Annotated in this window: 30 protein-coding genes; 15 read left to right on the top strand and 15 right to left on the bottom strand. The window is 41.6% G+C overall.

Annotated features, from left to right (window positions below):
- Nucleotides 1-31 precede the first annotated feature (31 nt).
- The 3 genes from BA81_RS00150 to BA81_RS00140 are packed head-to-tail and all read left to right on the top strand — an operon-like array spanning nucleotide 32 to nucleotide 2600.
- Nucleotides 32-1033, top strand: a complete 1002-nt coding sequence (locus BA81_RS00150; protein WP_034279408.1) for an ABC transporter substrate-binding protein — start codon at nucleotides 32-34, stop codon at nucleotides 1031-1033.
- 15 nt (nucleotides 1034-1048) lie between these two features.
- On the top strand, nucleotides 1049-1819 hold the full coding sequence (locus tag BA81_RS00145; protein WP_034279407.1) for an ABC transporter ATP-binding protein: 771 nt from the start codon (nucleotides 1049-1051) through the stop codon (nucleotides 1817-1819).
- Between the two features lie 34 nt (nucleotides 1820-1853).
- Nucleotides 1854-2600, top strand: coding sequence for an ABC transporter permease (locus BA81_RS00140; RefSeq protein WP_411859203.1), 747 nt, complete (start codon nucleotides 1854-1856; stop codon nucleotides 2598-2600).
- Nucleotides 2601-2631: 31 nt separating this feature from the next.
- Here BA81_RS00140 and ytkD read toward each other — a convergent pair whose 3' ends face one another.
- Entirely contained in the window at nucleotides 2632-3108 is a 477-nt protein-coding gene (gene ytkD / locus BA81_RS00135; RefSeq protein ID WP_034279403.1) for an RNA deprotection pyrophosphohydrolase, read from the bottom strand.
- A 248-nt stretch (nucleotides 3109-3356) separates the two neighbouring features.
- On the opposite strand from ytkD, the gene BA81_RS00130 reads away from it, so the two are divergent.
- Together BA81_RS00130 and BA81_RS00125 are read left to right on the top strand one after the other, a co-directional pair.
- Entirely contained in the window at nucleotides 3357-3968 is a 612-nt protein-coding gene (locus BA81_RS00130) for a TerD family protein (RefSeq protein ID WP_051627313.1), read from the top strand.
- Nucleotides 3969-3990: 22 nt separating this feature from the next.
- Nucleotides 3991-4776 carry an AIM24 family protein gene (locus tag BA81_RS00125; RefSeq protein ID WP_024424922.1) on the top strand — a complete coding sequence of 262 codons (786 nt, stop codon included), beginning with the start codon at nucleotides 3991-3993 and terminating at the stop codon, nucleotides 4774-4776.
- 28 nt (nucleotides 4777-4804) lie between these two features.
- Here the strand turns inward: BA81_RS00125 and BA81_RS00120 are convergent, their stop codons facing one another.
- From BA81_RS00120 to BA81_RS00105, 4 genes are all read right to left on the bottom strand, one after another.
- Nucleotides 4805-5113, bottom strand: coding sequence for a hypothetical protein (locus BA81_RS00120; RefSeq protein WP_034279400.1), 309 nt, complete (start codon nucleotides 5111-5113; stop codon nucleotides 4805-4807).
- 43 nt (nucleotides 5114-5156) lie between these two features.
- A complete protein-coding gene (locus tag BA81_RS00115) occupies nucleotides 5157-5561 on the bottom strand; it encodes a phage holin family protein (RefSeq protein WP_034279395.1) in 405 nt (134 codons plus the stop codon).
- A 154-nt stretch (nucleotides 5562-5715) separates the two neighbouring features.
- On the bottom strand, nucleotides 5716-5907 hold the full coding sequence (locus tag BA81_RS00110; RefSeq protein ID WP_024424925.1) for a hypothetical protein: 192 nt from the start codon (nucleotides 5905-5907) through the stop codon (nucleotides 5716-5718).
- Between the two features lie 126 nt (nucleotides 5908-6033).
- Nucleotides 6034-6471 carry a Dps family protein gene (locus BA81_RS00105; RefSeq protein ID WP_024424926.1) on the bottom strand — a complete coding sequence of 146 codons (438 nt, stop codon included), beginning with the start codon at nucleotides 6469-6471 and terminating at the stop codon, nucleotides 6034-6036.
- Nucleotides 6472-6602: 131 nt separating this feature from the next.
- On the opposite strand from BA81_RS00105, the gene ytzI reads away from it, so the two are divergent.
- A complete protein-coding gene (ytzI, locus tag BA81_RS00100) occupies nucleotides 6603-6749 on the top strand; it encodes a YtzI protein (RefSeq protein ID WP_003217544.1) in 147 nt (48 codons plus the stop codon).
- Nucleotides 6750-6757: 8 nt separating this feature from the next.
- On the opposite strand, the gene BA81_RS00095 is transcribed toward ytzI, so the two are convergent.
- A complete protein-coding gene (locus BA81_RS00095) occupies nucleotides 6758-7195 on the bottom strand; it encodes a FixH family protein (protein WP_034279393.1) in 438 nt (145 codons plus the stop codon).
- A 118-nt stretch (nucleotides 7196-7313) separates the two neighbouring features.
- Nucleotides 7314-7787 carry an S-ribosylhomocysteine lyase gene (locus BA81_RS00090; protein WP_003217624.1) on the bottom strand — a complete coding sequence of 158 codons (474 nt, stop codon included), beginning with the start codon at nucleotides 7785-7787 and terminating at the stop codon, nucleotides 7314-7316.
- Nucleotides 7788-7913: 126 nt separating this feature from the next.
- On the opposite strand from BA81_RS00090, the gene yidD reads away from it, so the two are divergent.
- A complete protein-coding gene (yidD, locus tag BA81_RS00085; protein ID WP_024424928.1) occupies nucleotides 7914-8138 on the top strand; it encodes a membrane protein insertion efficiency factor YidD in 225 nt (74 codons plus the stop codon).
- Between the two features lies 1 nt (nucleotide 8139).
- Here yidD and BA81_RS00080 read toward each other — a convergent pair whose 3' ends face one another.
- Nucleotides 8140-8706, bottom strand: coding sequence for a beta-class carbonic anhydrase (locus tag BA81_RS00080; RefSeq protein WP_024424929.1), 567 nt, complete (start codon nucleotides 8704-8706; stop codon nucleotides 8140-8142).
- Nucleotides 8707-8920: 214 nt separating this feature from the next.
- On the opposite strand from BA81_RS00080, the gene BA81_RS00075 reads away from it, so the two are divergent.
- Nucleotides 8921-9904: a metal ABC transporter solute-binding protein, Zn/Mn family gene (locus BA81_RS00075; protein WP_034279391.1), complete on the top strand. Its 984-nt coding sequence runs from the start codon at nucleotides 8921-8923 to the stop codon at nucleotides 9902-9904.
- Nucleotides 9905-9981: 77 nt separating this feature from the next.
- Here the strand turns inward: BA81_RS00075 and BA81_RS00070 are convergent, their stop codons facing one another.
- The gene (locus BA81_RS00070) at nucleotides 9982-10224 is read right to left on the bottom strand and encodes a type B 50S ribosomal protein L31 (RefSeq protein WP_024424931.1); all 243 of its coding nucleotides are present in this window, start codon (nucleotides 10222-10224) and stop codon (nucleotides 9982-9984) included.
- A 176-nt stretch (nucleotides 10225-10400) separates the two neighbouring features.
- Here BA81_RS00070 and BA81_RS00065 point away from each other — a divergent pair, with 176 nt between their 5' ends.
- The 4 genes from BA81_RS00065 (at nucleotide 10401) to BA81_RS00050 (ending at nucleotide 13245) form a co-directional block, all read left to right on the top strand.
- Nucleotides 10401-11732 carry a cytochrome ubiquinol oxidase subunit I gene (locus BA81_RS00065; RefSeq protein ID WP_034279389.1) on the top strand — a complete coding sequence of 444 codons (1332 nt, stop codon included), beginning with the start codon at nucleotides 10401-10403 and terminating at the stop codon, nucleotides 11730-11732.
- Nucleotides 11733-11754: 22 nt separating this feature from the next.
- Nucleotides 11755-12801 (top strand): cytochrome d ubiquinol oxidase subunit II, encoded by a 1047-nt coding sequence (locus BA81_RS00060; RefSeq protein ID WP_176967069.1) that lies wholly within the window; start codon nucleotides 11755-11757, stop codon nucleotides 12799-12801.
- A gap of 68 nt (nucleotides 12802-12869) precedes the next feature.
- Nucleotides 12870-13028 carry a DUF1540 domain-containing protein gene (locus BA81_RS00055; RefSeq protein ID WP_008360682.1) on the top strand — a complete coding sequence of 53 codons (159 nt, stop codon included), beginning with the start codon at nucleotides 12870-12872 and terminating at the stop codon, nucleotides 13026-13028.
- Nucleotides 13029-13053: 25 nt separating this feature from the next.
- The gene (locus tag BA81_RS00050) at nucleotides 13054-13245 is read left to right on the top strand and encodes a hypothetical protein (protein WP_034279382.1); all 192 of its coding nucleotides are present in this window, start codon (nucleotides 13054-13056) and stop codon (nucleotides 13243-13245) included.
- 106 nt (nucleotides 13246-13351) lie between these two features.
- Here BA81_RS00050 and menC read toward each other — a convergent pair whose 3' ends face one another.
- From menC to BA81_RS00020, 6 genes are all read right to left on the bottom strand, one after another.
- Complete coding sequence (gene menC / locus BA81_RS00045) at nucleotides 13352-14476, bottom strand: o-succinylbenzoate synthase (RefSeq protein ID WP_034279379.1); 1125 nt, start codon at nucleotides 14474-14476, stop codon at nucleotides 13352-13354.
- On the bottom strand, nucleotides 14463-15923 hold the full coding sequence (locus tag BA81_RS00040) for an o-succinylbenzoate--CoA ligase (RefSeq protein WP_034279376.1): 1461 nt from the start codon (nucleotides 15921-15923) through the stop codon (nucleotides 14463-14465). The genes menC and BA81_RS00040 overlap by 14 nt, the downstream gene beginning before the upstream one ends.
- Nucleotides 15924-15994: 71 nt before the next feature.
- Nucleotides 15995-16813, bottom strand: a complete 819-nt coding sequence (gene menB / locus BA81_RS00035) for a 1,4-dihydroxy-2-naphthoyl-CoA synthase (protein ID WP_024424937.1) — start codon at nucleotides 16811-16813, stop codon at nucleotides 15995-15997.
- Nucleotides 16814-16827: 14 nt separating this feature from the next.
- Nucleotides 16828-17655 carry a 2-succinyl-6-hydroxy-2,4-cyclohexadiene-1-carboxylate synthase gene (gene menH, locus BA81_RS00030; protein ID WP_034279373.1) on the bottom strand — a complete coding sequence of 276 codons (828 nt, stop codon included), beginning with the start codon at nucleotides 17653-17655 and terminating at the stop codon, nucleotides 16828-16830.
- Nucleotides 17637-19382 (bottom strand): 2-succinyl-5-enolpyruvyl-6-hydroxy-3-cyclohexene-1-carboxylic-acid synthase, encoded by a 1746-nt coding sequence (gene menD, locus BA81_RS00025; protein WP_034279371.1) that lies wholly within the window; start codon nucleotides 19380-19382, stop codon nucleotides 17637-17639. The genes menH and menD overlap by 19 nt, the downstream gene beginning before the upstream one ends.
- Nucleotides 19375-20793: an isochorismate synthase gene (locus BA81_RS00020; RefSeq protein ID WP_034279368.1), complete on the bottom strand. Its 1419-nt coding sequence runs from the start codon at nucleotides 20791-20793 to the stop codon at nucleotides 19375-19377. Before BA81_RS00020 ends, menD begins: the two co-directional genes overlap by 8 nt.
- 382 nt (nucleotides 20794-21175) lie before the next feature.
- Here BA81_RS00020 and BA81_RS00015 point away from each other — a divergent pair, with 382 nt between their 5' ends.
- The 3 genes from BA81_RS00015 to BA81_RS00005 all read left to right on the top strand — a co-directional run bounded on the left by BA81_RS00015 (nucleotide 21176) and on the right by BA81_RS00005 (nucleotide 23530).
- Nucleotides 21176-22114: a 1,4-dihydroxy-2-naphthoate polyprenyltransferase gene (locus BA81_RS00015; RefSeq protein ID WP_034279366.1), complete on the top strand. Its 939-nt coding sequence runs from the start codon at nucleotides 21176-21178 to the stop codon at nucleotides 22112-22114.
- Nucleotides 22115-22232: 118 nt separating this feature from the next.
- The gene (locus BA81_RS00010) at nucleotides 22233-22967 is read left to right on the top strand and encodes a TraR/DksA C4-type zinc finger protein (RefSeq protein ID WP_024425775.1); all 735 of its coding nucleotides are present in this window, start codon (nucleotides 22233-22235) and stop codon (nucleotides 22965-22967) included.
- A gap of 86 nt (nucleotides 22968-23053) precedes the next feature.
- Nucleotides 23054-23530, top strand: a complete 477-nt coding sequence (locus tag BA81_RS00005; protein WP_034279363.1) for a TspO/MBR family protein — start codon at nucleotides 23054-23056, stop codon at nucleotides 23528-23530.
- The last annotated feature ends 105 nt before the right edge of the window (nucleotides 23531-23635 follow it).

The raw sequence follows: 23635 nt of genomic DNA, 5'->3' as shown, positions 1-23635 counted from the left end.
AGTGATCTAGAACAAAGGAGGCGAATTACTCTTGAATCGTTCCATCAAAGTCAGACTGGCATTCATCGTCGTTGTCCTGCTCTTTATTCCATTTGTCGCCTGTAAAAAAGAACAAGAGCAGACCGTACAAGTAGCCGAGGTGACCCATTCGGTTTTTTATGCTCCGCTCTATGTTGCCTTATCTGAGGATTTCTTCAAAGAAGAAGGGCTAGAGGTTGAATTAAAAACGACCTGGGGCGGCGATAAAACGATGACAGCTCTCTTATCCGGCGGTGCAGATATCGCCCTGACCGGATCTGAATCCTCTATCTATGTAGAGGCTCAAGACACAAAAGACTCTGTCATCAACTTTGCACAACTGACACAAACAGACGGTACATTTCTTGTTTCAAGGGAGAAAGTGAGTGAATTCTCTTGGGATCAATTAAAAGGAAAAGACTTTCTTGGACAGCGGAAAGGCGGCATGCCGCAAATGGTCGGTGAATATGTCCTGAAAAAGGAAGGCATTGATGTAAAAAAGGATCTCCGCATGATTCAAAATATTGATTTTGCCAACATTTCAGGTGCTTTCTCCTCTGGAACTGGCGATTTTGTGCAGTTATTCGAACCGACAGCATCCTTAATTGAAAAAGAAGGCAAAGGGTACATTACCGCCTCCTTTGGAGAGGCTTCCGGAAAGGTGCCGTATACCACCTTCATGGCAAAGAAGAGTTACTTAGAGGAAAACAAAGAAACAGCTGAAGCCTTCACTCGCGCCATTTACAAAGCGCAGAAATGGGTAGAAGCCAAGCAGCCGGAGGAGATTGCCAAAACCATTCAATCTCATTTTCCTGACACAGAACTTGATGTTTTATCAACTGCCATTAAACGCTACAAACAGCAGGACTCCTATGCAGCAGATCCCCTTCTGAATGAAGAGGAATGGAACAAATTGCAGGAAATCATGAAGGAGAGCGATGAATTGCCGAGATTTATCCCGTACAAACAACTTGTCGATTCATCCATTGCAAAGAAGGTCACAGAACACAAATAGAATAGGAGGTAGCACATGTCTTTCCTTCAAATTGACCATGTGACCCACACGTACTTCTCTTTAAAAGAAAAAACAACGGCCATACAGCATATCAATATGGAGATAGACCAAGGAGAATTTATCTCATTTATTGGTCCCAGCGGCTGCGGGAAAACCACCCTGCTGTCTATCATTGCAGGAATAACGCCGCCATCTGAAGGCCGAATTTTAATCGAAGGAAAAGAACCGAATCAAAAGGAGCATCAAATCGGCTACATGCTCCAGCAAGATTATTTGTTCCCTTGGAAAACCATCAAGGAAAATATCATTCTCGGGTTAAAAATTACCAAGCAAGATTCACATGAAGCCACCTCCGCCGCTCTTGGCTTACTGCCTAAGCTTGGCCTTCATGATGTAGAGGAAAAATACCCGAAGGAGCTGTCAGGCGGCATGAGGCAGCGTGCGGCTCTCGCCCGAACGCTTGCAGTGAATCCCGGTCTGCTTTTACTAGATGAACCCTTTTCAGCTCTAGACTACCAAACCAAACTCACTTTAGAGGATCTCGTCTTTCATACACTCAAAAACTATCAAAAAACAGCGGTCCTTGTGACACATGACATCGGCGAAGCCATTGCAATGAGTGACCGCATTTTCTTATTCTCAAAGCATCCTGGCTCGATCCAGCGAATCTTTACCGTTCCAGATGATCTGAGGACTCTTTCTCCTTTCAAAGCGAGACAGACCCAGAGTTTCCAAGAGCTCTTTCAAACGATTTGGAAGGAGCTGAAAACAGTTGAAACACAGTGACCTTTTACATGAAGCCTATCGCAAAAAATACCGAATGGAAAAACGCATGACCCGAATCTATCAGTTCATTATTTTCGCCAGCTTCTTTTCGCTTTGGGAGCTTGCCAGTCATTATCGCCTTATCGATCCACTGATATTTAGTTCACCATCAGCAGTCTGCCAATTGTTTGTACAAAAAATATCCGATGGGTCTTTAGTGAATCATATGAGTATTACATTATTTGAAACGGTGCTCGGATTTCTACTTGGTACCTTTTGCGGCATTTTGCTTGCTGCCGCCTTATGGTGGTCCACCCGCCTGGCAAACGTTCTTGATCCTTATTTAGTCATTTTAAATGCCATGCCAAAAGTTGCCCTCGCCCCGATTTTAATTGTTGCCCTTGGGCCTGGCATGATCAGCATCGTTGCCATGGGCGCAATCATTAGTGTGATCATTACGACAATCGTCATTTATACAGCCTTTCAAGAGGTCGATGAGAATTATTTAAAGGTGATGAAAACCTTTGGTGCGAAAAAAAGCGTCGTCTTTCGCGAGGTCATTTTGCCAGCTAGTATTCCAACGATGATTTCTGCGATCAAAGTCAATGTCGGCCTTTCTTGGGTTGGGGTTATCGTAGGGGAATTTCTTGTTTCCTCAAAAGGGCTCGGCTACATGATCATTTACGGTTTTCAAGTCTTCAACTTTACACTCGTGTTCTTAAGTCTTTTCATTATTGCCGTATTTGCGACCATCATGTACCAGCTTGTGGAATGGCTCGAACACCGTTTTCTTCAAAAATAAAAAGCACAGGGATTGTCACCCTGCGCTTTTTTTAACGAATCAAACCGTTCTTTTCTAAATAAGCAAGACTTCGTCTTAACACATCATCTTTCATAATAAAACTGAAATTCTTATTTTTTGCGATGGATCTTGGCAAGTCTGCGAAAAGAACGGGTCCTTTCGTTTCAAAATACGTGTCTTGCTTCACTAGCTTTTCAATATCAGCGAAATAAATATTCTTGACAATGACCTTTTCTCTGCCCAGCACCTGATATTGACCAATATACGTTAATTCACGAACAACAGCACCCGTCTCTTCTTGAATCTCCCGTATAGCGGCTTGGTCTGCTTCTTCATCCGGCTCAACTTTCCCTCCTGGAAACTCATAGCCCCGATCCTCATGTTCAGTGAGCAGCCATTTCCCTTGGTAGCGGCAGATGGCCCAAACATGCTTAGGATGACTTGAAAAAGGCTTCTCCTCAAAAGAGAGCTTGACCGTATTATGATAATAGTCTTTAAATACATGCATGTGAAATCCCTCATATCCTGTCCTTGCTTCTTGTAAAACATCATACCACAGATCACATTTATCTGAAGAATTTTTATCAAAAGTGAAACAAACGAGTGGTTCCAACTCGTCTGTATTTAAAATGAGGTATTGTTTCTAAAACCTTTTTATCATCTCCAACTTCACCCAATTTTAATCATGAAACCTTTTATCCCTATATGACGTAAATGAATCAGTGTTTGTCCTATGACAACGAGGAGGAAATCAGCATGAGTATAAAAAAGGGGTCAAAACAAAACGCACCCCATGAGGTGATCAAGAAACACCTCGTGAAAGGGCAAAAGTTAGATTTAACAAAAGACAATCCAGCGGTCGACCAAATTCATATCGGGCTTGGCTGGGACCTTGCTGGTCAGCCAATTGATTTAGATACGCAAGTGTTTCTTTTAAATGAAGAGGACAAGCTGTTGTCTCCTAAGCATCTGATCTATTATCACCAGCAGCAAAGCTTAGATGGAGCTGTGCGTCATCTTGGTGATCATCAATTTGGCGGAGGGTATCGAGACAATGAAATGATTATTATGCAATTAAGCAGAGTCTCACCTGATATTCATAAAATTGTCGTCACAGCCACGATACATGATGCACACGAACGCCAGCATCATTTTGGACAAATCACCAATGCCTACGTGCGACTTACGGATCAAATCTCGCAGCAAGAGATTTGTACCTTTCAGTTAACAGAGGATTATTCGTATTGTACATCCATTATATGCGCTGAACTCACGAGAGATCAGGAGGAATGGAAAATCACCGCGACCGGACAAGGGACTACTCTAGATTTAAATGATTTATGCCGCATCTACGGATTTACATCTTGACGCAGGAAAGGAGCCGGCACCTATGGGATTTCATTTCAACACAATAGAAGAACTTACCTTACAAGCAGAAGGCAGCGGAATCTTTTTTGCCAAAAAAGGCGCCATGATTGCGGATCAAGGAAGTTTCCAATACCGCAAGCGATTACTTGGAACGAATAAAGGAAATATGGTCAGCCAAGTATTTAACCATATCAGCAGGAAATTCACAGGTGAAAACCTTGAGATGATGGAAGTGAGTGGACAAGGTACTTGCTACTTGGCGGATGCAAGCGAGCATGTAACAGTGATTAACCTTGAGCCAAGCGGACCTTGGCAGCATGTAAGTGTAGAAAGTGAAGATTTACTTGCCTTTACTGAGGAATGCCATTACGGCGTCACACCAGTAGGCGTTGGTATTTTATCACAGAAAGGACTGTTTACATCAAAACTCTCTTATCAAGGGCACGGAGCGCAGGTCGCCATCAAAACGAATGGAAATCCGCTCATTTTAAAAGCCCCCTGCCGTGTAGACCCTGACGCAATTGTTGCTTGGACAGGCAAAGCACCGAAGGTCAAACTAGATGTGAACTGGAAGACTTTCATTGGACAAACATCTGGTGAATCCTACTTATTTGAGTTCCAGGAACAAGATCAAATCGTCATTATCCAGCCATCTGAGCGCACATCTGGGTTACGGGTGGGTTTAGATGATAATCGCTACAAACCTCAGAGCCAGAGCTCCTCTCATGAGTTCACCAATTCACAGCAGGAAAATAGAGGCGGCGGGATCAGCGATTTGATCGGAGGCATTTTACAACCGCGAAAATAAAGCATGTAGAGATTCTCTACATGCTTTTTCAATTCATCAAACCATTTGTCTCAATAAAGCTCCTTGTCTCTTCATTGCCGAGCTCATAAATCATTGTGTAAATCTCTTTACTTTTTCTATCCATTTCATCATTTGGACTATCATAATGATATTCAAGAAACGGAACATGCGCCCGAAAGAAGCCTTTCCAATCTGTCATATACTGTTCATCGAAATAGTCTCTCAGCTGCAAAATTTGATCATCATCTGCTTCTATTTGAAATTGCCAAGCCGCTGCATCTCTATGCTGCGATATCGATCCATCTTGTACGGATACATAGTACGTGTGTCTCGCCATCTGAATCATCCTTTTTCCTTTAGTATGACCAGATATGAGGAAATTACGGCTTTTTGCGCAATTTATTTTTCAACATGTCCAATACATCAATAAACAACTGTGGAATGGGAACTCCAAGGGCTCTGGCTGTCGAGACGATTTGGTAAGATTCATAAATAATATAAAAGATGATCGCTAAATCCTTAATCGTCCCATTTGTCTTCAGCATGACATCGAAGAAATGCGCCATCGATATTAAGGAAACTGTCACGATCTTTCGAACAAGCCGCGTAAAAAACCGCTTCATTGTAAGCTGCCCAGTCAAAGATTCTCTTAGGCTTGAACAAATTAATTCAATAGCCATCAACGTCACTAAAATCATCAGTAAATATCCTGCTCCACCAAACAGAAAGCCCATCGCCGACAAACTCACTGTAACCAACGAAAAGATGCCTAAATCCTTGCTCACTTGGCATCAACATCCTTTCAAAGTGGAACTCCTTACCTCAATAGTATATGCCGAATTCTCGCAATAGCTTGGACGACAAAAAATAAAGGCGCTGTTATGTCCTCAGGGAGACGAATGAAACCAAAAAAGCCGCCCCATGAGGCGGCTTCTCTTTTTAGACTCTGACATCAATAAATGAAGCATCTGAATCCTTTGGCTGAACAGCTTGAGGCTGCTGCTGCACTTGATCCAGCATCACCATAGCTTGTGCTGTATTCGTAGCAAGCTGTGAATTCAACAAACTAATATTGAGTGTCTTTTGAATGCTCGCTACTTGCTGACTCATCATTCCTGCAATAGAAGACATCTTCTTCCCTCCCTTCTCTTTTCTCTTCGGCTGAAAGCCCTATGATTTCAATGGGCTGTCTGTCCCGATTCCAATAAAAAAGAATGTCGGTCTATTTATGACCGACATTCTTTTCACATACGTGTATTATCCTAAATATGCTTTAAGCATCCAGTTGTGTTTTTCAATGGATTGATGAATCGCAAGCAGCATATCACCTGTAGTTTCATCGCCAACCTCTGCAGCCAGCTCCATTCCTTGCTTTAATTCCTCAGCGATATTGGAGAAATCATCATATAGATTTTTCACCATTTGCTCCGCTGATTCTTTGCCCTCTGCTTCTTGAATGCTGGAAATTTCTAAGCACTCTTTCATTGTCGCAACAGGCTGTCCATTTAAAGCAAGCATACGCTCAGCCAAATCATCAATATATGTAGCTGTTTCTGTATATAGTTCCTCAAATTTCTCATGGAGTGTAAAGAAATCTTTCCCCTTTACATACCAATGATAGTTATGTAATTTCACGTAAAGCACAGTCCAATCAGCTACTTGTTTATTGACGACGTTTAATAATTGTTCAGACATATTTATTCCTCCTTATGTAATTGCGTTTAGTATGAGAATACCCTTTTCTTATTATACTGAAACCTGCCGTCAATTTCTTCTATTTTGACTGCATGAAATATATGTTAATATGGAAATAAGGAGGGAGTTAGATGCTGTTACTTGGGATTATCAGCTTTATCATTATCTCAATCGTTGTCTTTTTATCATTGTGGACGACATCGAAGGCTTATGAATATAAGCATAAAGTCGATTCACCACAGGATGCAGAACCAAATCAACGTCCTAATCCAAAATAAATCCGCTTTTAATGATGTGAGGTTTCTTCTTCTTCAGTAGATGAACTCTCTTTTTTCACCTCACCTACGTGGATGTTCGTTTTCGGCATATTATGCTGCTGTTTAGCTGTCACATGGACTTGTATGATATAAAGGCCATCTTTTTTGAAGGCTGTGTGCAATTCGTATACACCCTTGTTTTCTTTCTTTGGCTGAATCATCTTGCTGTTATCCTTGTCGCCATCTTTCCACACTTCAAATTGAACATCATCTGCATCATCAACAGGCGTATCACCATATGTGACAGCTGCTTTTACTATAACGCTTTCATTTTTCTCCACTTGCTCAGGTCCTGTGAGCTTTACTTCTAATAGCTCAGGCACTTCCCCTTTGCCGCTATTTGCTGCAGAGTTTCCACATGCACTCAATAACGTGAGCATCAGAATCATTCCCAACATTTTTCGCATCCTGCGTTTCCCCCTTCTTTTACTGACATGTCCATTTTAACAAATATCCCCTATTTTGACATCTCTGTTTAAATTCAAATAAAAAACCGGACATCTAAATGTCCGGTTCATCCTTCTATTAACCAAATACTTTTAAAAGCTCTTCTTGATCCTGAGAAAGCCAGAAACGCATTAAACGTTTTGCCCCTTCAAGATCATGAAGCTTCGCTTGTCCGCATTGCTCTTCGTTTGCAGCAGGAATTTCTGTTACTTCAACCGCATCCTTGAATGTTGCATCAAGAAGTTCAACGATCTCTTTTGGAGTTGGTGCACCACTGACAACTAAATAGTAGCCTGTCTGGCAGCCCATTGGAGAAATATCAATGATATCAAAATGATCATATTTCTCTGAGTGTGTTCTAATATTAAACGCAAGCAAATGCTCTAATGTATGAATCGTATCAGGTTTCATCGCCTGCTTGTTGGGCTGACAAAAACGAATATCGAATTTATTTACTTCCCCATCTGATCCCACTTTATGAACGCCGCAATGACGAACATATGGCGCTTTTACAGCATTATGATCAAGTTCAAAGCTTTCGACTGAAGGCATAATCACCACTCCTATAATTGCAATTTCCTATATTATAACATATTTCTCCGACCAGTTTAGTTTATAAAACTTTCCTTCCTTGTCCTTTTTTCTTATACTGTGGAAGACAGACAAGGAGGAACCTCTATGAAACAAATTTTTATCGGCATGATACGCTTTTATCAAAAATGTATTTCCCCTCTTACACCGCCAAGCTGCCGGTTTTATCCAACATGCTCAAACTATGGACTAGAGGCGATCAAAACGCATGGCGCGGTCAAGGGCGGCTGGCTCACCATAAAACGGATTTTGAAATGTCATCCGCTTCATCCTGGCGGCATCGATCCTGTTCCGCCTAAAAAGGAAAAATAACTTACTTTTCTTCATATCCGTTGACAACTAAGTCAAGCTTCCCTGTTCCAGGATCAATGACAAGCCCGTGTACAGGTACATCTGATGGAAGAAGCGGGTGATTTTTCACTACGGACACACTGTCCTTCACGCTCTCTTCGACTGAACTAAAGCTTTTGAGCCACTGTTTAAAATCAATTCCTGAGTATTCCAGTACTTCAATACGTTTTTCTGGAATACCGCGCTCAACGGCTTTATTTAAAAGTGTCTGGCTGTCTATTTTACTCATCCCGCAATCATGATGCCCAATGACATATACCTCGTCAGCATTTAATTCGTAAACAGCAACTAAAATGCTTCGCATAATACTTCCAAATGGATGAGAAACAAGCGCCCCAGCACTTTTGACAATCTTAATATCACCATTTTTCATGTTCATGGCACGCGGAAGCAGTTCAACAAGTCTTGTATCCATACACGATAGAATGACAGCTTTTTTCTGTGGAAACTTTGTTGTTGTAAATTCTTCGTATTTCTTTTCTTCAATAAATTGTTGATTATATTCGATGATTTCATCTAAAAGTTTCATACGTTTGTCCATTCCTTTATCTTTTTTTAAAAATAAATATAGCACAATGTAAGAAATTTCGTCACGTTTTGCAGCTTATTTTTTTAGAGGAAACATCTGCTGACGAAAATTTTTTATTTTCCTCTTTTCAAATCGTAATTATTACGATACAATAACTCAGGACATTAAATCGTAATCATTTCTATCTATTAGATTGAGAGGAGACATTTTCTACATGAAAAAAATCTTTTTTATTTTAACAGCTGCTTTATTCGCGATCGGTCTTGCCGCTTGCTCAAGCAGTGCGAGCACGAATGCTTCAAAAGGTAAGGCAGACGGTAAACTAATCATTTACACCACGATCTTCCCAATCCAAGATTTCACTGAAAAAATTGGCGGCTCTCACGTTCATGCTCAAAGCGTGTATCCTGCAAATGCAGATGCACACAGCTTTGAACCAAGTTCAAAAACAATGGTTGAAATGGCTGAAGGTGATGCCTTTATCTACAGCGGCACAGGGGCTGAAGCATTCGCAGCCAAAACAGCTGCCACTTTAAAAGACCAAGGTGTGAAAACAGTCAAAGCAGCCGAAGGCATCAAATTGTTATCGACAAATGAAGAACATGCACATGAAGAAGGCGAAGATCATGACCATGAAGGTGAAGACCATGATCATGACGGGCACGATCACGGAGATAAGGACCCTCATGCATGGTTAGACCCGGTTTATGCGCAGCAAATGGCGAAAAACATTAAAGACACACTCGTCTCATTAGATCCAGATCATAAAGATGAATACACAAAAAACTATGAACATCTAAAAAAAGATTTACAATCATTAGATCAAGAATTCAAAACAACGTTAATTAAAGCGAAACATAAAGAAATCCTAGTTTCTCACGCAGCTTATGGTTATTGGGAAAAGCGCTATGGCATTGAGCAAATCAGTGTTTTAGGGTTATCCGCTTCTGAAGAGCCATCACAAAAACAGCTCGAAAACATTGTACAAAAAGCGGAAAAGCATCACATTCAATACGTTATTTTTGAAAACAACGTCAGCAGCAAAGTATCAGATACAATCCGCAGTGAAATTGGGGCAAAAAGCTTGACCCTTAAAAATCTAGAATCCATTACTGAAGATGATGCCAAAAACGGCGAAAGCTACGTCAGCTTAATGAAACAAAACTTAAAGACCTTAAACACCGCTTTAAATGATTAATGCTTTGAACCCCGGCTGATCACCCGGGGTTTTTTACTGTCAAAAAAAGCACACCGTTATCAGGCGTGCTTTTTTGATTACATTTGATATTTTTTCTTAAACTGCTCGGCTCTTCCGCCTTTTTCTCCGAATTTTTGGCGCCCTGTATAAAAAGGATGCGTATCAGAGCTTGTTTCTACTTTAATGACAGGATACGTTTTCCCATCTTCCCACTCTACTGTCTCGTTTGATGTCTTTGTTGATCTACTCAAGAAACGGTAACCGCTGTTTACGTCCATAAATACAACTTCATGTGAGGTTGGATGAATATCTCTTTTCAATGTCAAAACTCCTTTCGTTAATAAAACGTAATGGTTACGTTTTATATTTATATTCTACTCCCTCTTTTACAACTTGTCAAAAAACAAGCTTTCTTAGTCAGGAAGAATAATCTAAAAATGGTGGAGAATAATAAGCATCATGAAAAAGAGAAGCGATAAGAAAGGCGGAGAAAAAATTGACTGATCTCGTTTTAGCTAGAAGCCTGTTCGGCACAACCATGGGCTTTCATATTATTTATGCCTCGCTTGGCGTTGGCATCCCGCTAATGATTTTGTTAGCTGAACTCATCTTTCAAAAAACGAAGGACCCTCATTATGCCATCATGGCCAAGCGGTGGACAAAAGCACAGGCTGTTCTGTTAGGGGTCGCCATTCCAACAGGTACAATTGCTGGTACGCAGCTTGCCCTTTTATGGCCAGGTTTTATGGAGGTCATCGGAAAGGTCATGTCACTGCCATTCCAGATTGAAATTTATGCGTTCTTTATAGAAGCATTATTTATGTCTATTTATGTGTACGCAGCGGATCGCCTATCAAATGCAATGCGCATCATTACCGTTATTTTTATCGTTATTGGTGCAGCTGCATCAGCGATTCTAATTACAAACGTACATGCTTTTGAAGGGACACCTGCTGGCTTTCAGATGGTGAATGGAGAAATCACAAATATCGAGCCTTGGAAGGCCTTTTTCAATCCAAGCTTTGCTGTAACTGCTACACATGTTGTGCTGTCTGCTTTTACAACAGGTGCTTTTGTGATTGCTTCAATTGCAGCTTTTAAAATGCTCAAAACGAGAAAAAATGAGAAGCTCTATACATTTCATCGAAAAGCCCTTTTTCTTGGACTCATTGTAGGAGGACTTTTCTCCTTTCTAACAGCCTTAAATGGCCACGAATCCGCTCAGCTTCTGTATGAATATCAGCCTGAAAAGCTGGCTGGAGCTGAAGGTTTATTTGAAACGCAATCACATGCGCCTCTTGCAATAGGTGGTTTTACGGATGCTGATTCGCAGGAAATTAAAGGTGCGATCGAAATTCCTTGGGCGCTCAGTTTTCTGGCAGGAAATAGCTTTGATACAGTGGTCAAAGGCTTAAATGATTTTCCTCGTGACGAGTGGCCGCCTTTATTTATACACACATTATTTAACGGCATGGTCATTATTGGATCGGTGCTCATTCTATTTGCGGTATTAGCCCTGCTTTACCGTAAAATTTTAAAACGGGACAAATTTCCGAAGTGGCTTCTTTTTCTTTACTTATTCGGCGGGCCTCTTAGTCTTTTGGCTATTGAATTTGGCTGGATCTTTGCTTGTACAGGCCGCCAGCCATGGGTCATTTATCGAATGCTCAAAACCTCCGAGGTTGTCACATCATCTGGCTCGATCGGAACACTTTTTATCCTTTTTGCCATTGTCTATCTCATCTTAGGCATAGCAACCGTTATTGTGCTGACGTACTACTTTAGAAAAAATACGATTGAAGAAGACCTACGGTTAACAGAATCTTAAAAAAGGAGCGATCTTGATGCAAATGGATGTTACAACTGATGCGCTCATTGCAATCACCATCTTATGGGGATTCGTTTTTATCTATGCAGTGATGGCATCAATGGATTTCGGCGCAGGATTTTGGTCGATGATTTATATGAATAAAGAACAAACAAAAGCCGCTAATATCGCAAATAAGTACCTTTCTCCAACATGGGAAGTGACAAACGTCTTTATTGTCGCCATCGTTGTCGCATTGTTCAGCCTGTTTCCAGGTGCGACCTTTGTACTTGGCACCGTTTTATTAATACCCGGCAGCATCATATTATTACTTCTTGCACTGCGAAGCGGGTTTCTCGTGTTTTCTCATTCACTGCCTAAGAAATATCGAAAAGCGGTGACGTATATTTCAGGGATCAGCGGCTTTATCATTCCGTCCATCCTGATCATGGTTCTCCCAATCACCCATGGTGGCTTTATCTTTCAGGAGAACAACGTCTACTCATTAGATCTTGGACTGGTCTTTACAAGTGCAAATGTCTATTCTTTTGTCGGCTTTGCCATTTTCAGCACCCTTTTTCTTTCGTCCTTGCTTTTAGCTGATTTCTCTAATGTAGCTGATGAAGATGAAGCTTACAGCATTTATAGAAGAGGAGCGCTCATTACGGGTCCACTTTCACTCATGATGGCCTTTTTTATCATGCTGACATTACGAAGCGAGGCCAATTGGCTGTTCACAAAAATGATGCAGAACATCCCTATTCTTCTTGTATCTCTCCTAATGTTTCTGCTCGCAGGACTGGCTCTATTTTTACCAAACAGCCGGTTTAAGCACCGGAAAGGAAGACCACGCCTTGCCGTCATTGCGATTACCATTCAATATTTCTTAGCAAGCTATGTGTATGGACGTGCCCATTTGCCTTACATGGCTTATCCAGATATTACAATCATGTCTGGATTTACAGATCCTGTCACATTTAGGGCATTATTTATCACCTATATTGTAGGTTTTATCATCTTGTTTCCCGGATTTTATTTCTTCTGGAAATTATTTATGAAGGATAAGCGCTATATTCGTCAGGAAGATTAACATGAATGGACGAGCTTCATTTCGGTTACATTATAGATGAAAGACATACTCAAAAGGAGGTCATCTGTATGAGTCAAAAAATCCTTTGTGAAGTCAATAACTGTTCCTATTGGAATGCTGGAAACCGCTGTGGTGCAGATGCAATCTATGTCGTCAGCCACACAGGAAATACGGCTGAGAAAAGCGAAGAAACGGATTGTAAAACGTTTAAACCACAAGACCTTTAAGTCTCATTAAAGGAGGCGCTTCATTTTGAAACATGATCGGCTGCTTCAAACGTTTTTTGACGAAATTCATGACGCGGATGAAGACGCATTCCACCAAGCCGCTCACTCCTTTTTAAATCTTTGGGATTATGAATATGGACATGCATCAAACATGCCAAATGAAATTCATCAGTATATCGGACAGCTTGCTTATGACAGCGAGCTGGTTGAAGAGTAAGAAAGAGCGGATCACCGCTCTTTCTTTTTTGTTCAGACAGGAAGGAAAAACTTTCTCTCACTATACCTAGATTCTATTGTGGATGCAAAAGGTGATTCCTTCGTTTTTATCTCACAAAATCATGTTTTGTAAACACGTCGATTTTATCTGAAAACGAACGGAGCGCTTGGTAATCAACTTCCACGCCCATTCCTGGGGAGCGAGGCACCTCAATAAACCCATTTTCAACCTTAATTTCAGGAAAAATGATATCCTGTTCCCAAAATTTTGACGAAGCTGAAATATCACCGGGAATCGTAAATTGAGGAAGCGAAGCAAGTGCCACGTTCTGCGCTCGGGAAATACCTGTTTCAATCATCCCTCCGCACCATAACGGAATTTGATTCTCCTTACTGAACGTATGAATTTTAAGAGCCTCTGTCAGTCCGCCAACTCGTGAAGGCTTCACATTAATAATTTGACAGCTGCCAAGCTCTACAGCTTTTCTAGCATCATCTAAAGAACAAATACTTTCATCTAAACAAATCGGCGTTTTTAAATGCTTTTGCAAATGGCGGTGGTCCACAATATCATCTGCAGCTAGAGGCTGTTCAATCATTAATAAACGAATATCATCGAGCTGCTTAAGCTTGCTAATATCTTTTAATTCATAAGCAGAGTTTGCATCTGCCATTAATGGCAGATCAGGAAAAGACTCTCTGATCTTTTGAAGAAGTCCAATATCTTGTCCCGGTTTAATTTTCACCTTCACCCGCTGATAGCCTTGGTCAACAAATTGCTGAATTTGCTCAAGCATATCGTCAATAGGGCCTAACCCCGCCACAACACCAGATGGTATTCTATCTTTTGTACCGCCTAATACATCGCGTAAAGACTTATTCTCACGCTTCGCATAAATATCCCAAACAGCCGCTTCAATGCCTGCTTTCGCCATCCTATTGCCTTTAAAATGATACAGACTGTCAGGGATTTCTGAAGGATGTGTAAAGGTGCGCGTCAGCACGTTCGGGATAAAGAAAGCCCTCAGCATATGATAGCAAGTCTCAATTGTTTCTTCTGTATACCACGGAGAAGAAAAAGCAGATACTTCTCCCCATCCAGTCAATCCTGTCTGATCTTTGACTTCAACAATAATAAACTCACGCTCTGAAATGGTTCCAAGACTTGTTGTAAATGGCTTTTTAAGCTTCATCGTGACATGATATAAAATTACTCGTTCAATTTGAATCATTTGAAAACCCCTTTGATCTGAGTCTGTGCCTTTGCAATTTATTCGACGCATTTCTTGGCAGCTCGTCCACAAAGTGAAAAGCGGCGGGCCATTTATATTTGGCTAAATGCGACCCACATAAAGCATAGAGCTCATTCTCCGGTATCTTAACATCTGTTACAAGGAAAGCAGCAGGTACCTCTCCCCATCTATCATCATACATACCCGTTACTCCGGCTTCCTTTACATGCGGATGTGTTAGCAGAACCGCTTCAATTTCCGCAGGATAAATATTTTCTCCGCCAGAAATAATTAAATCTGAACGGCGGTCAAGCACAAATAAGAACCCTTCCTCATCCACATAGCCAATATCACCCGTTTTCAGCCAGCCCTCATCAAAGGCAGCCGCGGTCGCTTCTTCACGGTAAAGGTATCCTTTCATCACATTTGCACCTTTCACCATAATTTCGCCATGCTCAAAAGGACGGCAAATGCGATCACCGTCTTGAATTTTCAGCTCACACCCAAAAAGAGGTTTTCCCGCTGAACCAAGCTTCTCTACACTAAATTCGGGCGCAAGGGTCACAATTTGTGAACAGGTTTCCGTCATCCCGTACGATTGAAAGACAGGAAAGCCCTTTTCTTTGCTTTCTTGGAGCATCGCATAAGGCGCAGGGCCTCCTCCTAATAAAAGACAGCGCAAAGAAGATGGACATTCTGCCAATCTGCTTAATAAACGAGATAACATCGTCTGCACAACGGAAATCATCGTCACACGATGCCGTTCAATAGAATCCTTTACTTCATCGACGTCAAACTTCTGATGAAGCACGACTGTCATTCCATATATCACAGACTTAAATAAAGCAGATAAGCCGCTAATATGAAAAAGAGGCAGGGCAATGAGCCAGCGGTCATCCTCTCTGAGACCCAGATTCAGTGCAGAGGAAACAGCACTATGAAAATGATTGCCATACGTTTGCTCTACCCCTTTTGGACGTCCTGTTGTCCCAGATGTATACATGATGGTCGCTGTTTCATTCAAATCAAATTCACTCTCGATCTTGTTGATATGGCCTTGCCCTGGTTCAGGTAAAGTTTCCATTGTATAAACGGGTAAATCACCCTCATGATCGCTTGCATAACTAGATTCTGTTAATAACGCCGCGGCTTTTGCATCTTCTAGCTGATAGCGCCTTTCAGCTTTTGTCAGCTTATTATTCAATAGCACAATTTTTAACCCTAATAAAAAACAGGCATGTACAAGCATCACCATATGAGGATGATTGTTCATCAAAAGCGCAACCGTTTCCCCTTTTTTCAATGATGCCTGAGCAAGTCTATTTGAAAGCACTTCCGCTTCTTGAGCTAATTCGTGAAATGTCCACTCCTTCTCTTGATAAATGAGTGCGACTCGATCTGGCGTTAAATAGGCACGGTGCAGCAGCCAATTAGGTTGCTTCATCATGACACCTCCTTTTTGTAAAAGAAAACAGCTTAGTCTGATGCACTAAGCTGTTGTTCATTGATATCATTGAATCAAGGGAAACGCGGGAACTGGCCGAAGTCCGGCTTGCGTTTTTCCTTAAAGGAATCGCGTCCTTCTTTTGCTTCATCTGTTGTGTAATAAAGAAGTGTCGCATCTCCTGCAAATTGTTGAATTCCAGCTAATCCATCCGTATCTGCGTTAAATGCAGCCTTCAAGAATCGTAAAGCAGTCGGGCTCTTTTCTAGCATCTCCTCACACCACTTCACCGTTTCCTCTTCAAGCTGATCTAATGGGACAACTGTGTTAACAAGTCCCATATCAAGCGCTTCTTGTGCATTGTATTGACGGCATAAGTACCAGATTTCTCTTGCTTTCTTATGACCAACAATACGTGCAAGGTAGCCTGAACCATAACCAGCATCAAAGCTGCCTACTTTTGGACCTGTTTGTCCAAAAATCGCATTATCTGCTGCAATCGTCAGGTCACACACAACGTGAAGAACGTGTCCTCCGCCAATCGCGTAACCTGCTACCATTGCGATAACTGGTTTTGGAATGACACGAATCAAACGCTGCAAGTCTAATACATTTAGACGTGGAATTTGATCGTCTCCTACATAACCGCCATGGCCGCGAACTTTTTGGTCTCCACCAGAACAGAATGCTTTTCCGCCAGCACCTGCAAGAACAATTACACCAACTTCTGAATTATCACGAGCCCGTGAAAATGCATCAATTAATTCACTAACAGTCTTTGGGGTAAACGCGTTATGTACGTGTGGACGATTAATCGTAATCTTTGCGATCCCATTGTACGTTTCATATAAAATTTCGTCATACTGACGCTCTGTTTGCCATTCAATAGCCATCAATATTTCCTCCTCTAATCTTGCTCTAAAATAAACTCACTTACTATTTTACCAAAAAAATGTGGTTGTTCCACATGAACTGTATGCCCGGCATGCTCAGCCAAAATGAATTGACTTCCTTTCAGCTCCTGCTGCATACGTTTGCCGATATGGCAGAACTTTTCATCAAGCGTTCCGCAAATGAACAAAGCAGGCAAATGAATATGCTTTAACGCCTTCCAAACAGACGGCTGTGAACCTGTTCCAATTCCTTCTAAGCTGCGAGCCAGTCCAAGAGGATTGGCTTTGAGTCTTCCCTCTCTCAGCTCAGTCTGCCTTTCAGCTGATAAAGTTTTCTGAGACGCAAACAAAGGAATGCTTTCCCAAAAATCCACAAACTTCACTAAGCCTTCATGTCTAATCTTTTGAGCAAGTTGATGATCATGCTTTAGTCTTGCCATCCGCTCTTTAAAAGTGCGAAGCCCAGGAGACGTACTCTCAAGGATCAATTTATTGACACGATCTGGATAACGAGCGGCAAATGATAAAGCAATACGTCCTCCCATAGAATATCCGAGAATATTCACTTTGTGAAGCTTTAATTGGTTTAAAATCTCTACAAGATCTGCCAGCTGCTGAGACATTGCATATCTTCTCACACTTTCTGGCGAGTCCGTACGCCCATGTCCGAGCAAGCTGACCTGAATCAGTCTTGTATTCTCCAAATAAGCATTCAAGAACGTCCAAGACGCTGCACTTCCAGTGAATCCGTGTAAGCATAGTGTAGCATTTGCTGCCGAAGGGTTCTGGTCCACCACTTCGTACGCTACCCCATCACGCATTCTTATGATGAGAGAAGGCATTCTTTTTTCACTTCTTCCAATATGTCATCCATCATTTGACGATGCTTGTCTACACGGGAATGACGATTTGTTTCAATTTCAATTAAATGAAGACCAGGTTCATCGATATGCGCCATGTACACATCATGTAACTCTTGTTTCGTTGCCGGTTTCGAATAGGTTCCCCCATATAACTTCGATGCATACTCAAAATTCAGTCCTGTCGGCGTACCGAAGAGCTTTTCATAATACGGTTCATCAGACGCCTGCGGAAGGAAAGAAAAGATACCTCCCCCATCATTGTTTATCAAAACAACTGTCAGCGGAATGTCCATCAGCTTAGCTGCAAGCAGACCGTTCATATCATGGTAAAATGATAAATCTCCAATGACTAAAGTGACTGGCTGCTTCAATGCTGCATACGTGCCAAGTGCTGTGGACACAACGCCGTCAATGCCATTTGCTCCGCGATTGGCCATCATTCGAAAAGGCTTGGACTGAGTTTCGAAAAATGTATCTACATCACGAATCGGCATACTATTTCCGATAAAAAGGACACTCTCCTTTGGCAAGAGGTGCTGAAGCTGACGGTACACATTCCCTTCAAAGGACAAATCCTCATCTGAATAGCGGGCTGCATGCGTTCTGAATGAAGAATTAGCATTCTGCCAGCAGTTTAAGAAGCTTGTCTCTTTACGTTGTACTGCTTGATTTAATGCTGCTTCTACAAAAGCAGACACAGTACTTTCAATGACGTATGAAGCACTTAACCCAGGATCACGAAAACCTCCGGCTGCATCTACAACAATCTGCTTCACTTCCGCATGTTTTTCCAGCCACTTGAATAAGGGCTTAGATACAGGCATCGGTCCAAAACGAATGACCATATCCGGCAATAGGTGCTGCTGTAATGCTTCATCTTTTAATAAAGAATCATACGCATCGATAATCAGATCTTCATTTACATGTCCGTTGCGCAAAAGAGACAGCGGGTCAGCTAAAATAGGTAAATGAAGAGCTTTCGAAAGGCGTAAAACTGCCTCTTTTTCTTCCTGTGTATGAAGTTCACCAGCCACAATCAGTCCCTTTTTGCAATGGTTCATGACGGTTACGATTTCAGACATCACTCGATCATTTGGGAATGTCTGACCTGATGCTAATACCTTTTTCGTGTCTGATTCTTCTCTCGCGAAAGGATCAATAGACAGATCAGGAAGCAATGGTTCTCTCAGAGGTACATTAATCTGAACAGGCCCCTTTGGCTCCTGCATCGACATGTGATTTGCTCTCGCAGCTGCTGTCTGAACATATCGCAGCATTGTTTGACTTTCCTCTGGCAGAGCTAAGTCTGTGAACCATTTAACAAACTTACCGAATAAGAATTGCTGATCAATCGCTTGAGGTGCTCCAACTTCCCTCAATTCGTGCGGCCGATCAGCAGTTAAAACAATAAGAGGTACACGAGAATAATGCGCCTCTACAATGGCTGGATAAAAATTAGCAGCTGCTGTACCTGATGTACAAATAAGCAGCACTGGTGATTGACTTGCTTTTGCAAGACCAAGCGCATAAAAAGCAGCAGACCGTTCGTCCACTAAAACATGGACATGGATGTCTTGATGAGCAAGAGCCAGCATCGCAAGCGGAGTTGAACGAGAACCTGGACAGACAACTGCCTCTTTCACACCACCTTGGACGAATTCATCCATCAATCTGCCTATATATGTTGTCATGATGTGATTATTCAATAGGATGACCTCCAAGAGCAGACAGCATTGGTCTTAACTTCACTTGTGTTTCCTCATACTCCTGCTTTGCAAGGGAATCCTCTACAATTCCGCAGCCAGCGAATAAACGAACATGATCTTCCTCAATAAGACCTGACCGAATGGCTACAGCAAATTCTCCATTATCCTGAGAATCAATCCAGCCTACCGGCGCTGCATACCAGCCGCGCTTAAGCGGTTCGATTTCACGAATCACTTCTATAGCCTTTTCCTTCGGATATCCGCCTAGTGCCGGCGTCGGATGAAGCTGCTCAATTAATGAAAAAAGGGAACAGCTGCTTTTAATTTCTCCCACAATCGGTGTAAACAAATGCTGAATGTTTTTTGTTTTATAAAGACTTGGTTGATTTGGTTTATGCACATGAAGGCAATTCGCTTTAAATGCTTGCTCAATCATATTGACGACAATTTGATGTTCAATTAAATTCTTCTCATCATGCAGCAGTTTCTCGCCTAATGCGTGATCCTCCGCTTCATCTTTTCCGCGAACAATGGAACCTGCTAAACAGGATGAAAAGACCTCTCCGCCGCTTTTTTTCACTAAGCGTTCCGGCGTTGCTCCGACAAATGCTTGTCTTCCCTGTTCAACCGCAAATACATAACTTGTTGTTTGATGCTTTAATAATTCTGCTAATAGTGGAGCAAGTTCAATTTGATTTTTATAGTGAAGCAAGACTTCTCTTGCTAAAACAACCTTTTCATATTCGTTTGCACGAATGTGGTCTGTCGCTTCTTGGATCGCCTTCATCCATTCGTTCACATCCAGCTCTTCCATATGAACAAGTTCAGCTTGTCCACCAGTCCGTACTGGTAATGTCTCGAAACGAGAGGCCTTTTGTTCTAATTCTTGAATAAGCTGATGAACATTCCCGTCCACCTGCTTCCACTCATTGATCGTAAGAAAGCTGCCTTCTTTTGAAACAGTCAGCATGATCGATGGCACAAAAAAATGAGCCTCGCCAAATGCTTCCCAATGACGCGCCTTCTCTTCGTGCGGATCAAACGAGAATCCTCCAAATAAAAGCGGACCAACAGCCGCTTGCTTTAACTCCTTCTCATCATGAAAATGGAACATGTGCTGCTTTAGCTGTTCCCATTCTTGATGGACTATATCGAATCGTTCCTTGCCTTGCTCAGATGATTTAATGACGGCCGCTCTGCCAAGTCCAGAAAATATCATTTGGCTTTCTGGATCAGACCAAAAAAACCGCTCGCCTAAAAAATCCGCTTCGCCGCTTTGGAAAAAGGCAAGAGGATCCAGATCGTCAACTCTTCTGGAGTAGCTTATCAAAACAGCATGGTTGACGTTATTCGCTTCTTCTAATGTCGCGAGCGCTTCCTGCCGGAAAGTACTTTGCACTGTTGTCACCATGATACATTCCTCCAAAATCCATGAAATAACATAAAAAAATAAAACCCATAATGAAAAAATACATGAACATTCGAATATGTCGAATGACCTGCTTTTCTATTATAAACCTTAACAGATGAACTTAGTAAAGAAAACAGCTTTTAAAACCTCGAATCCTTATTATATCACGCTTTCAAGATTTTTTCGCTCCTGCTTATTGAAACGAGAGCATCAAAGGTAAAATGGCAGGACCTGTTCTAAAATCAAGCTTTCCTTCGATATGGCAACGATTAGCAAACATCTTTTTCCCGATTCATCGCATCAATATATTGACACCTTTTTGAACTTTGCTAAACTGGAATTTGGACGTGTACGTATTTTTTTATTTAAAGGAGTATATTTTATGCAGCATCAATCGATATCAGATCAGCTTTCACCAATAAAGCCTGATAAAAACTGGCGGATTTGGTGGAATTTACTACGACCGCATACACTAACAGCGGCATTTATTCCCGTTACTTTAGGAACTGTTTTAGCACTTCCAAGTGGTCAAATACATGGTGGGCTATTTTTAGCCATGCTGTTCGCATCTATGTTTATCCAAATCGCAACAAACATGTTTAATGAGTACTTTGATTATGTTCGCGGGCTGGACAACGAGAAATCTGTCGGCATCGGCGGAGCCATTGTAAGAAACGGTGTGAAGCCAAAGACAGTCCTCACCCTTGCTTATGCACTATTTGCGGTTTCTTTATTACTTGGGGTATATATTTGCATGATGTCTAGCTGGTGGATTGCACTAATAGGTCTTATTTGTATGGCAGCAGGCTATTTCTATACTGGCGGCCCTGTACCAATTGCATATACACCGTTTGGAGAACTTGTTTCAGGTGCTTTTATGGGATTAGGAATCATCCTGATTAGTTTCTATATCCAAACAGGCACACTGACGTCTAAAGCTGTTCTCGTCTCACTACCAATTTCTATTTTAGTTGGTGCCATCTTACTGTCGAACAATATCCGTGATTTAGACGGGGACAAGGAAAATGGACGAAGAACACTTGCCATTCTTGCTGGACGCAAAGCTGCAGTGAACATTTTACTTTCCATGTTTTTGGTATCATATGTACTCATTTTTGTTTATATCTTCACAGATATCGTCGGTCTTTGGAGTCTTCTTGTTTTACTCAGTGTGCCAAAAGCCTATACAGCCATTAAAGAGTTTAAACAAAAAGAAAAGCCGATTGAATTAATGAATGCCATGAAATCTACAGCTCAAACCAATACATTTTTTGGTTTTCTGCTGACGATCGCTTTAATCTTACAATACTATATCGCGTAACAAAGAACGCCTGCAGCCGCAGGCGTTTTTTTAATAAGGAATTGCTTCAAATTGGAACTAGTCTTACATACAAAATTGCTCATACTAACAATATGTTTGATATGAAAGGATGATCGCTTTGTTGTCTAAAGACGAATTACATCATTTGAAGCAGCGCCTTCTCGATGAAAAGAAAGAACTTGAAGCCAAAAGCCATGACGATGAACAGAAAGTATCCTTTCCTTACGATTCGATCGGTGAATTGTCTGCCTATGATAACCACCCGGGTGATCAAGGGACAGAGCTGTTCGAGCGGGGGAAAGATATTGCTTTAAACAGCTTGGAACATGAACATATGTTAGACATCAATGAAGCACTCCAAGCCATTGCTGACGGCTCTTATGGTCTGTGCAAGGTCTGTAAAGCCCCTATTCCAAAGGAACGCTTAGAAGCCCTGCCTACTGCCGTCACTTGCACAGAGCATTCAAAAGAACAGACCGTTTCACAAAACCGTCCGATTGAAGAGGATTTATTAAGTCCTCCCGCGGGACAATTTGAAAATGAAGAAAGTGCTGCGTACGATGGAGAGGATGCCTACCAAGACGTAGAACGCTACGGAAACTCTGAGACCCCATCTGATATGGAATTCCCTCCTCTAACATACGATGATGTGTATACACAATCAGAAGATGAAGATTATGTGGAGGACTACGAAGGATTCGCAGCTGCTGATATTGAAGGAAAAGCCAGCAAGGTGTATCCGACCAAAGCACACGAGGCCTATGAAGAAGCACTAGACGAAGAAGGTGTCATGACGGTATTTGGTGACTTGAAACCGTACGAGGAAGAACCTTATACAGAAGAAAATCATTAGTCCCCTCATATTGGGGGCTTTATGTTTATATCATGTAATTATTGGGAAATCATTTTAAGAGTGAATTTGATTGGAGGAGATTCTTGATGGCTAGAAAAAGTATCATTTGGGCGATTGTCGTCTTCTTTATTACATACGCACTATTCTCTATTGCCGGATTCTTGTTCCCCATCGACAGAGAATGGTATGACGCATTGAATAAACCAGAATGGACGCCTGGTGGCGGTGTCATTGCTGCTGTGTGGGCTGTCTTATTTGCACTCATCTCATTGTCCGCAGCGATCATTTATGGAAAATATGGGTTCCAAAAAATCACTTTACCATTTTGGATTCTTTTCCTTTTAAATTATGTTTTCAATCAAGCCTTTAGCTTTTTTCAATTTACACAAAAGGATTTGTTTGCAGCTACAATCGACTGCCTGCTCGTCGCACTGACAGCACTTGCACTTGTCATCGTCTCACGTAAACTAAGCAATGTCGTTCCAATTTTACTGATTCCTTATGTCTTATGGGGCTTTTTTGCCACATACTTGTCTTATACGATCTATTCCATGAATATGTAAAAAAAGACCGCCATGATGCGGTCTTTCGTTTTGGAGAAAATAAAAAAGAGATCTTTGACAAGATCTCTTTTAAAAATGACCCGTACGGGATTCGAACCCGTGTTA

The organism is Bacillus safensis FO-36b, from assembly GCF_000691165.1.
In the GTDB taxonomy this organism is placed as follows: Bacteria; Bacillota; Bacilli; order Bacillales; family Bacillaceae; genus Bacillus; species Bacillus safensis.
The sequence above is the reverse complement of the archived record's forward strand: the minus strand, read 5'-3'. Positions and strand labels throughout refer to the sequence as shown.

Coding starts and splice junctions, on each gene's coding strand:
- BA81_RS00145 (WP_034279407.1), top strand. CDS start 1,049: ATGTCTTTCCTTCAAATTGACCATGTGACCCACACGTACTTCTCTTTA.
- BA81_RS00140 (WP_411859203.1), top strand. CDS start 1,854: ATGGAAAAACGCATGACCCGAATCTATCAGTTCATTATTTTCGCCAGC.
- ytkD (WP_034279403.1), bottom strand. CDS start 3,108: ATGCATGTATTTAAAGACTATTATCATAATACGGTCAAGCTCTCTTTT.
- BA81_RS00130 (WP_051627313.1), top strand. CDS start 3,357: ATGAGTATAAAAAAGGGGTCAAAACAAAACGCACCCCATGAGGTGATC.
- BA81_RS00125 (WP_024424922.1), top strand. CDS start 3,991: ATGGGATTTCATTTCAACACAATAGAAGAACTTACCTTACAAGCAGAA.
- BA81_RS00120 (WP_034279400.1), bottom strand. CDS start 5,113: ATGGCGAGACACACGTACTATGTATCCGTACAAGATGGATCGATATCG.
- BA81_RS00110 (WP_024424925.1), bottom strand. CDS start 5,907: ATGTCTTCTATTGCAGGAATGATGAGTCAGCAAGTAGCGAGCATTCAA.
- BA81_RS00105 (WP_024424926.1), bottom strand. CDS start 6,471: ATGTCTGAACAATTATTAAACGTCGTCAATAAACAAGTAGCTGATTGG.
- ytzI (WP_003217544.1), top strand. CDS start 6,603: ATGCTGTTACTTGGGATTATCAGCTTTATCATTATCTCAATCGTTGTC.
- BA81_RS00095 (WP_034279393.1), bottom strand. CDS start 7,195: ATGCGAAAAATGTTGGGAATGATTCTGATGCTCACGTTATTGAGTGCA.
- BA81_RS00090 (WP_003217624.1), bottom strand. CDS start 7,787: ATGCCTTCAGTCGAAAGCTTTGAACTTGATCATAATGCTGTAAAAGCG.
- yidD (WP_024424928.1), top strand. CDS start 7,914: ATGAAACAAATTTTTATCGGCATGATACGCTTTTATCAAAAATGTATT.
- BA81_RS00080 (WP_024424929.1), bottom strand. CDS start 8,706: ATGAAACTTTTAGATGAAATCATCGAATATAATCAACAATTTATTGAA.
- BA81_RS00075 (WP_034279391.1), top strand. CDS start 8,921: ATGAAAAAAATCTTTTTTATTTTAACAGCTGCTTTATTCGCGATCGGT.
- BA81_RS00060 (WP_176967069.1), top strand. CDS start 11,755: ATGGATGTTACAACTGATGCGCTCATTGCAATCACCATCTTATGGGGA.
- BA81_RS00055 (WP_008360682.1), top strand. CDS start 12,870: ATGAGTCAAAAAATCCTTTGTGAAGTCAATAACTGTTCCTATTGGAAT.
- menC (WP_034279379.1), bottom strand. CDS start 14,476: ATGATTCAAATTGAACGAGTAATTTTATATCATGTCACGATGAAGCTT.
- BA81_RS00040 (WP_034279376.1), bottom strand. CDS start 15,923: ATGATGAAGCAACCTAATTGGCTGCTGCACCGTGCCTATTTAACGCCA.
- menB (WP_024424937.1), bottom strand. CDS start 16,813: ATGGCTATTGAATGGCAAACAGAGCGTCAGTATGACGAAATTTTATAT.
- menH (WP_034279373.1), bottom strand. CDS start 17,655: ATGCCTTCTCTCATCATAAGAATGCGTGATGGGGTAGCGTACGAAGTG.
- BA81_RS00020 (WP_034279368.1), bottom strand. CDS start 20,793: ATGGTGACAACAGTGCAAAGTACTTTCCGGCAGGAAGCGCTCGCGACA.
- BA81_RS00015 (WP_034279366.1), top strand. CDS start 21,176: ATGCAGCATCAATCGATATCAGATCAGCTTTCACCAATAAAGCCTGAT.
- BA81_RS00005 (WP_034279363.1), top strand. CDS start 23,054: ATGGCTAGAAAAAGTATCATTTGGGCGATTGTCGTCTTCTTTATTACA.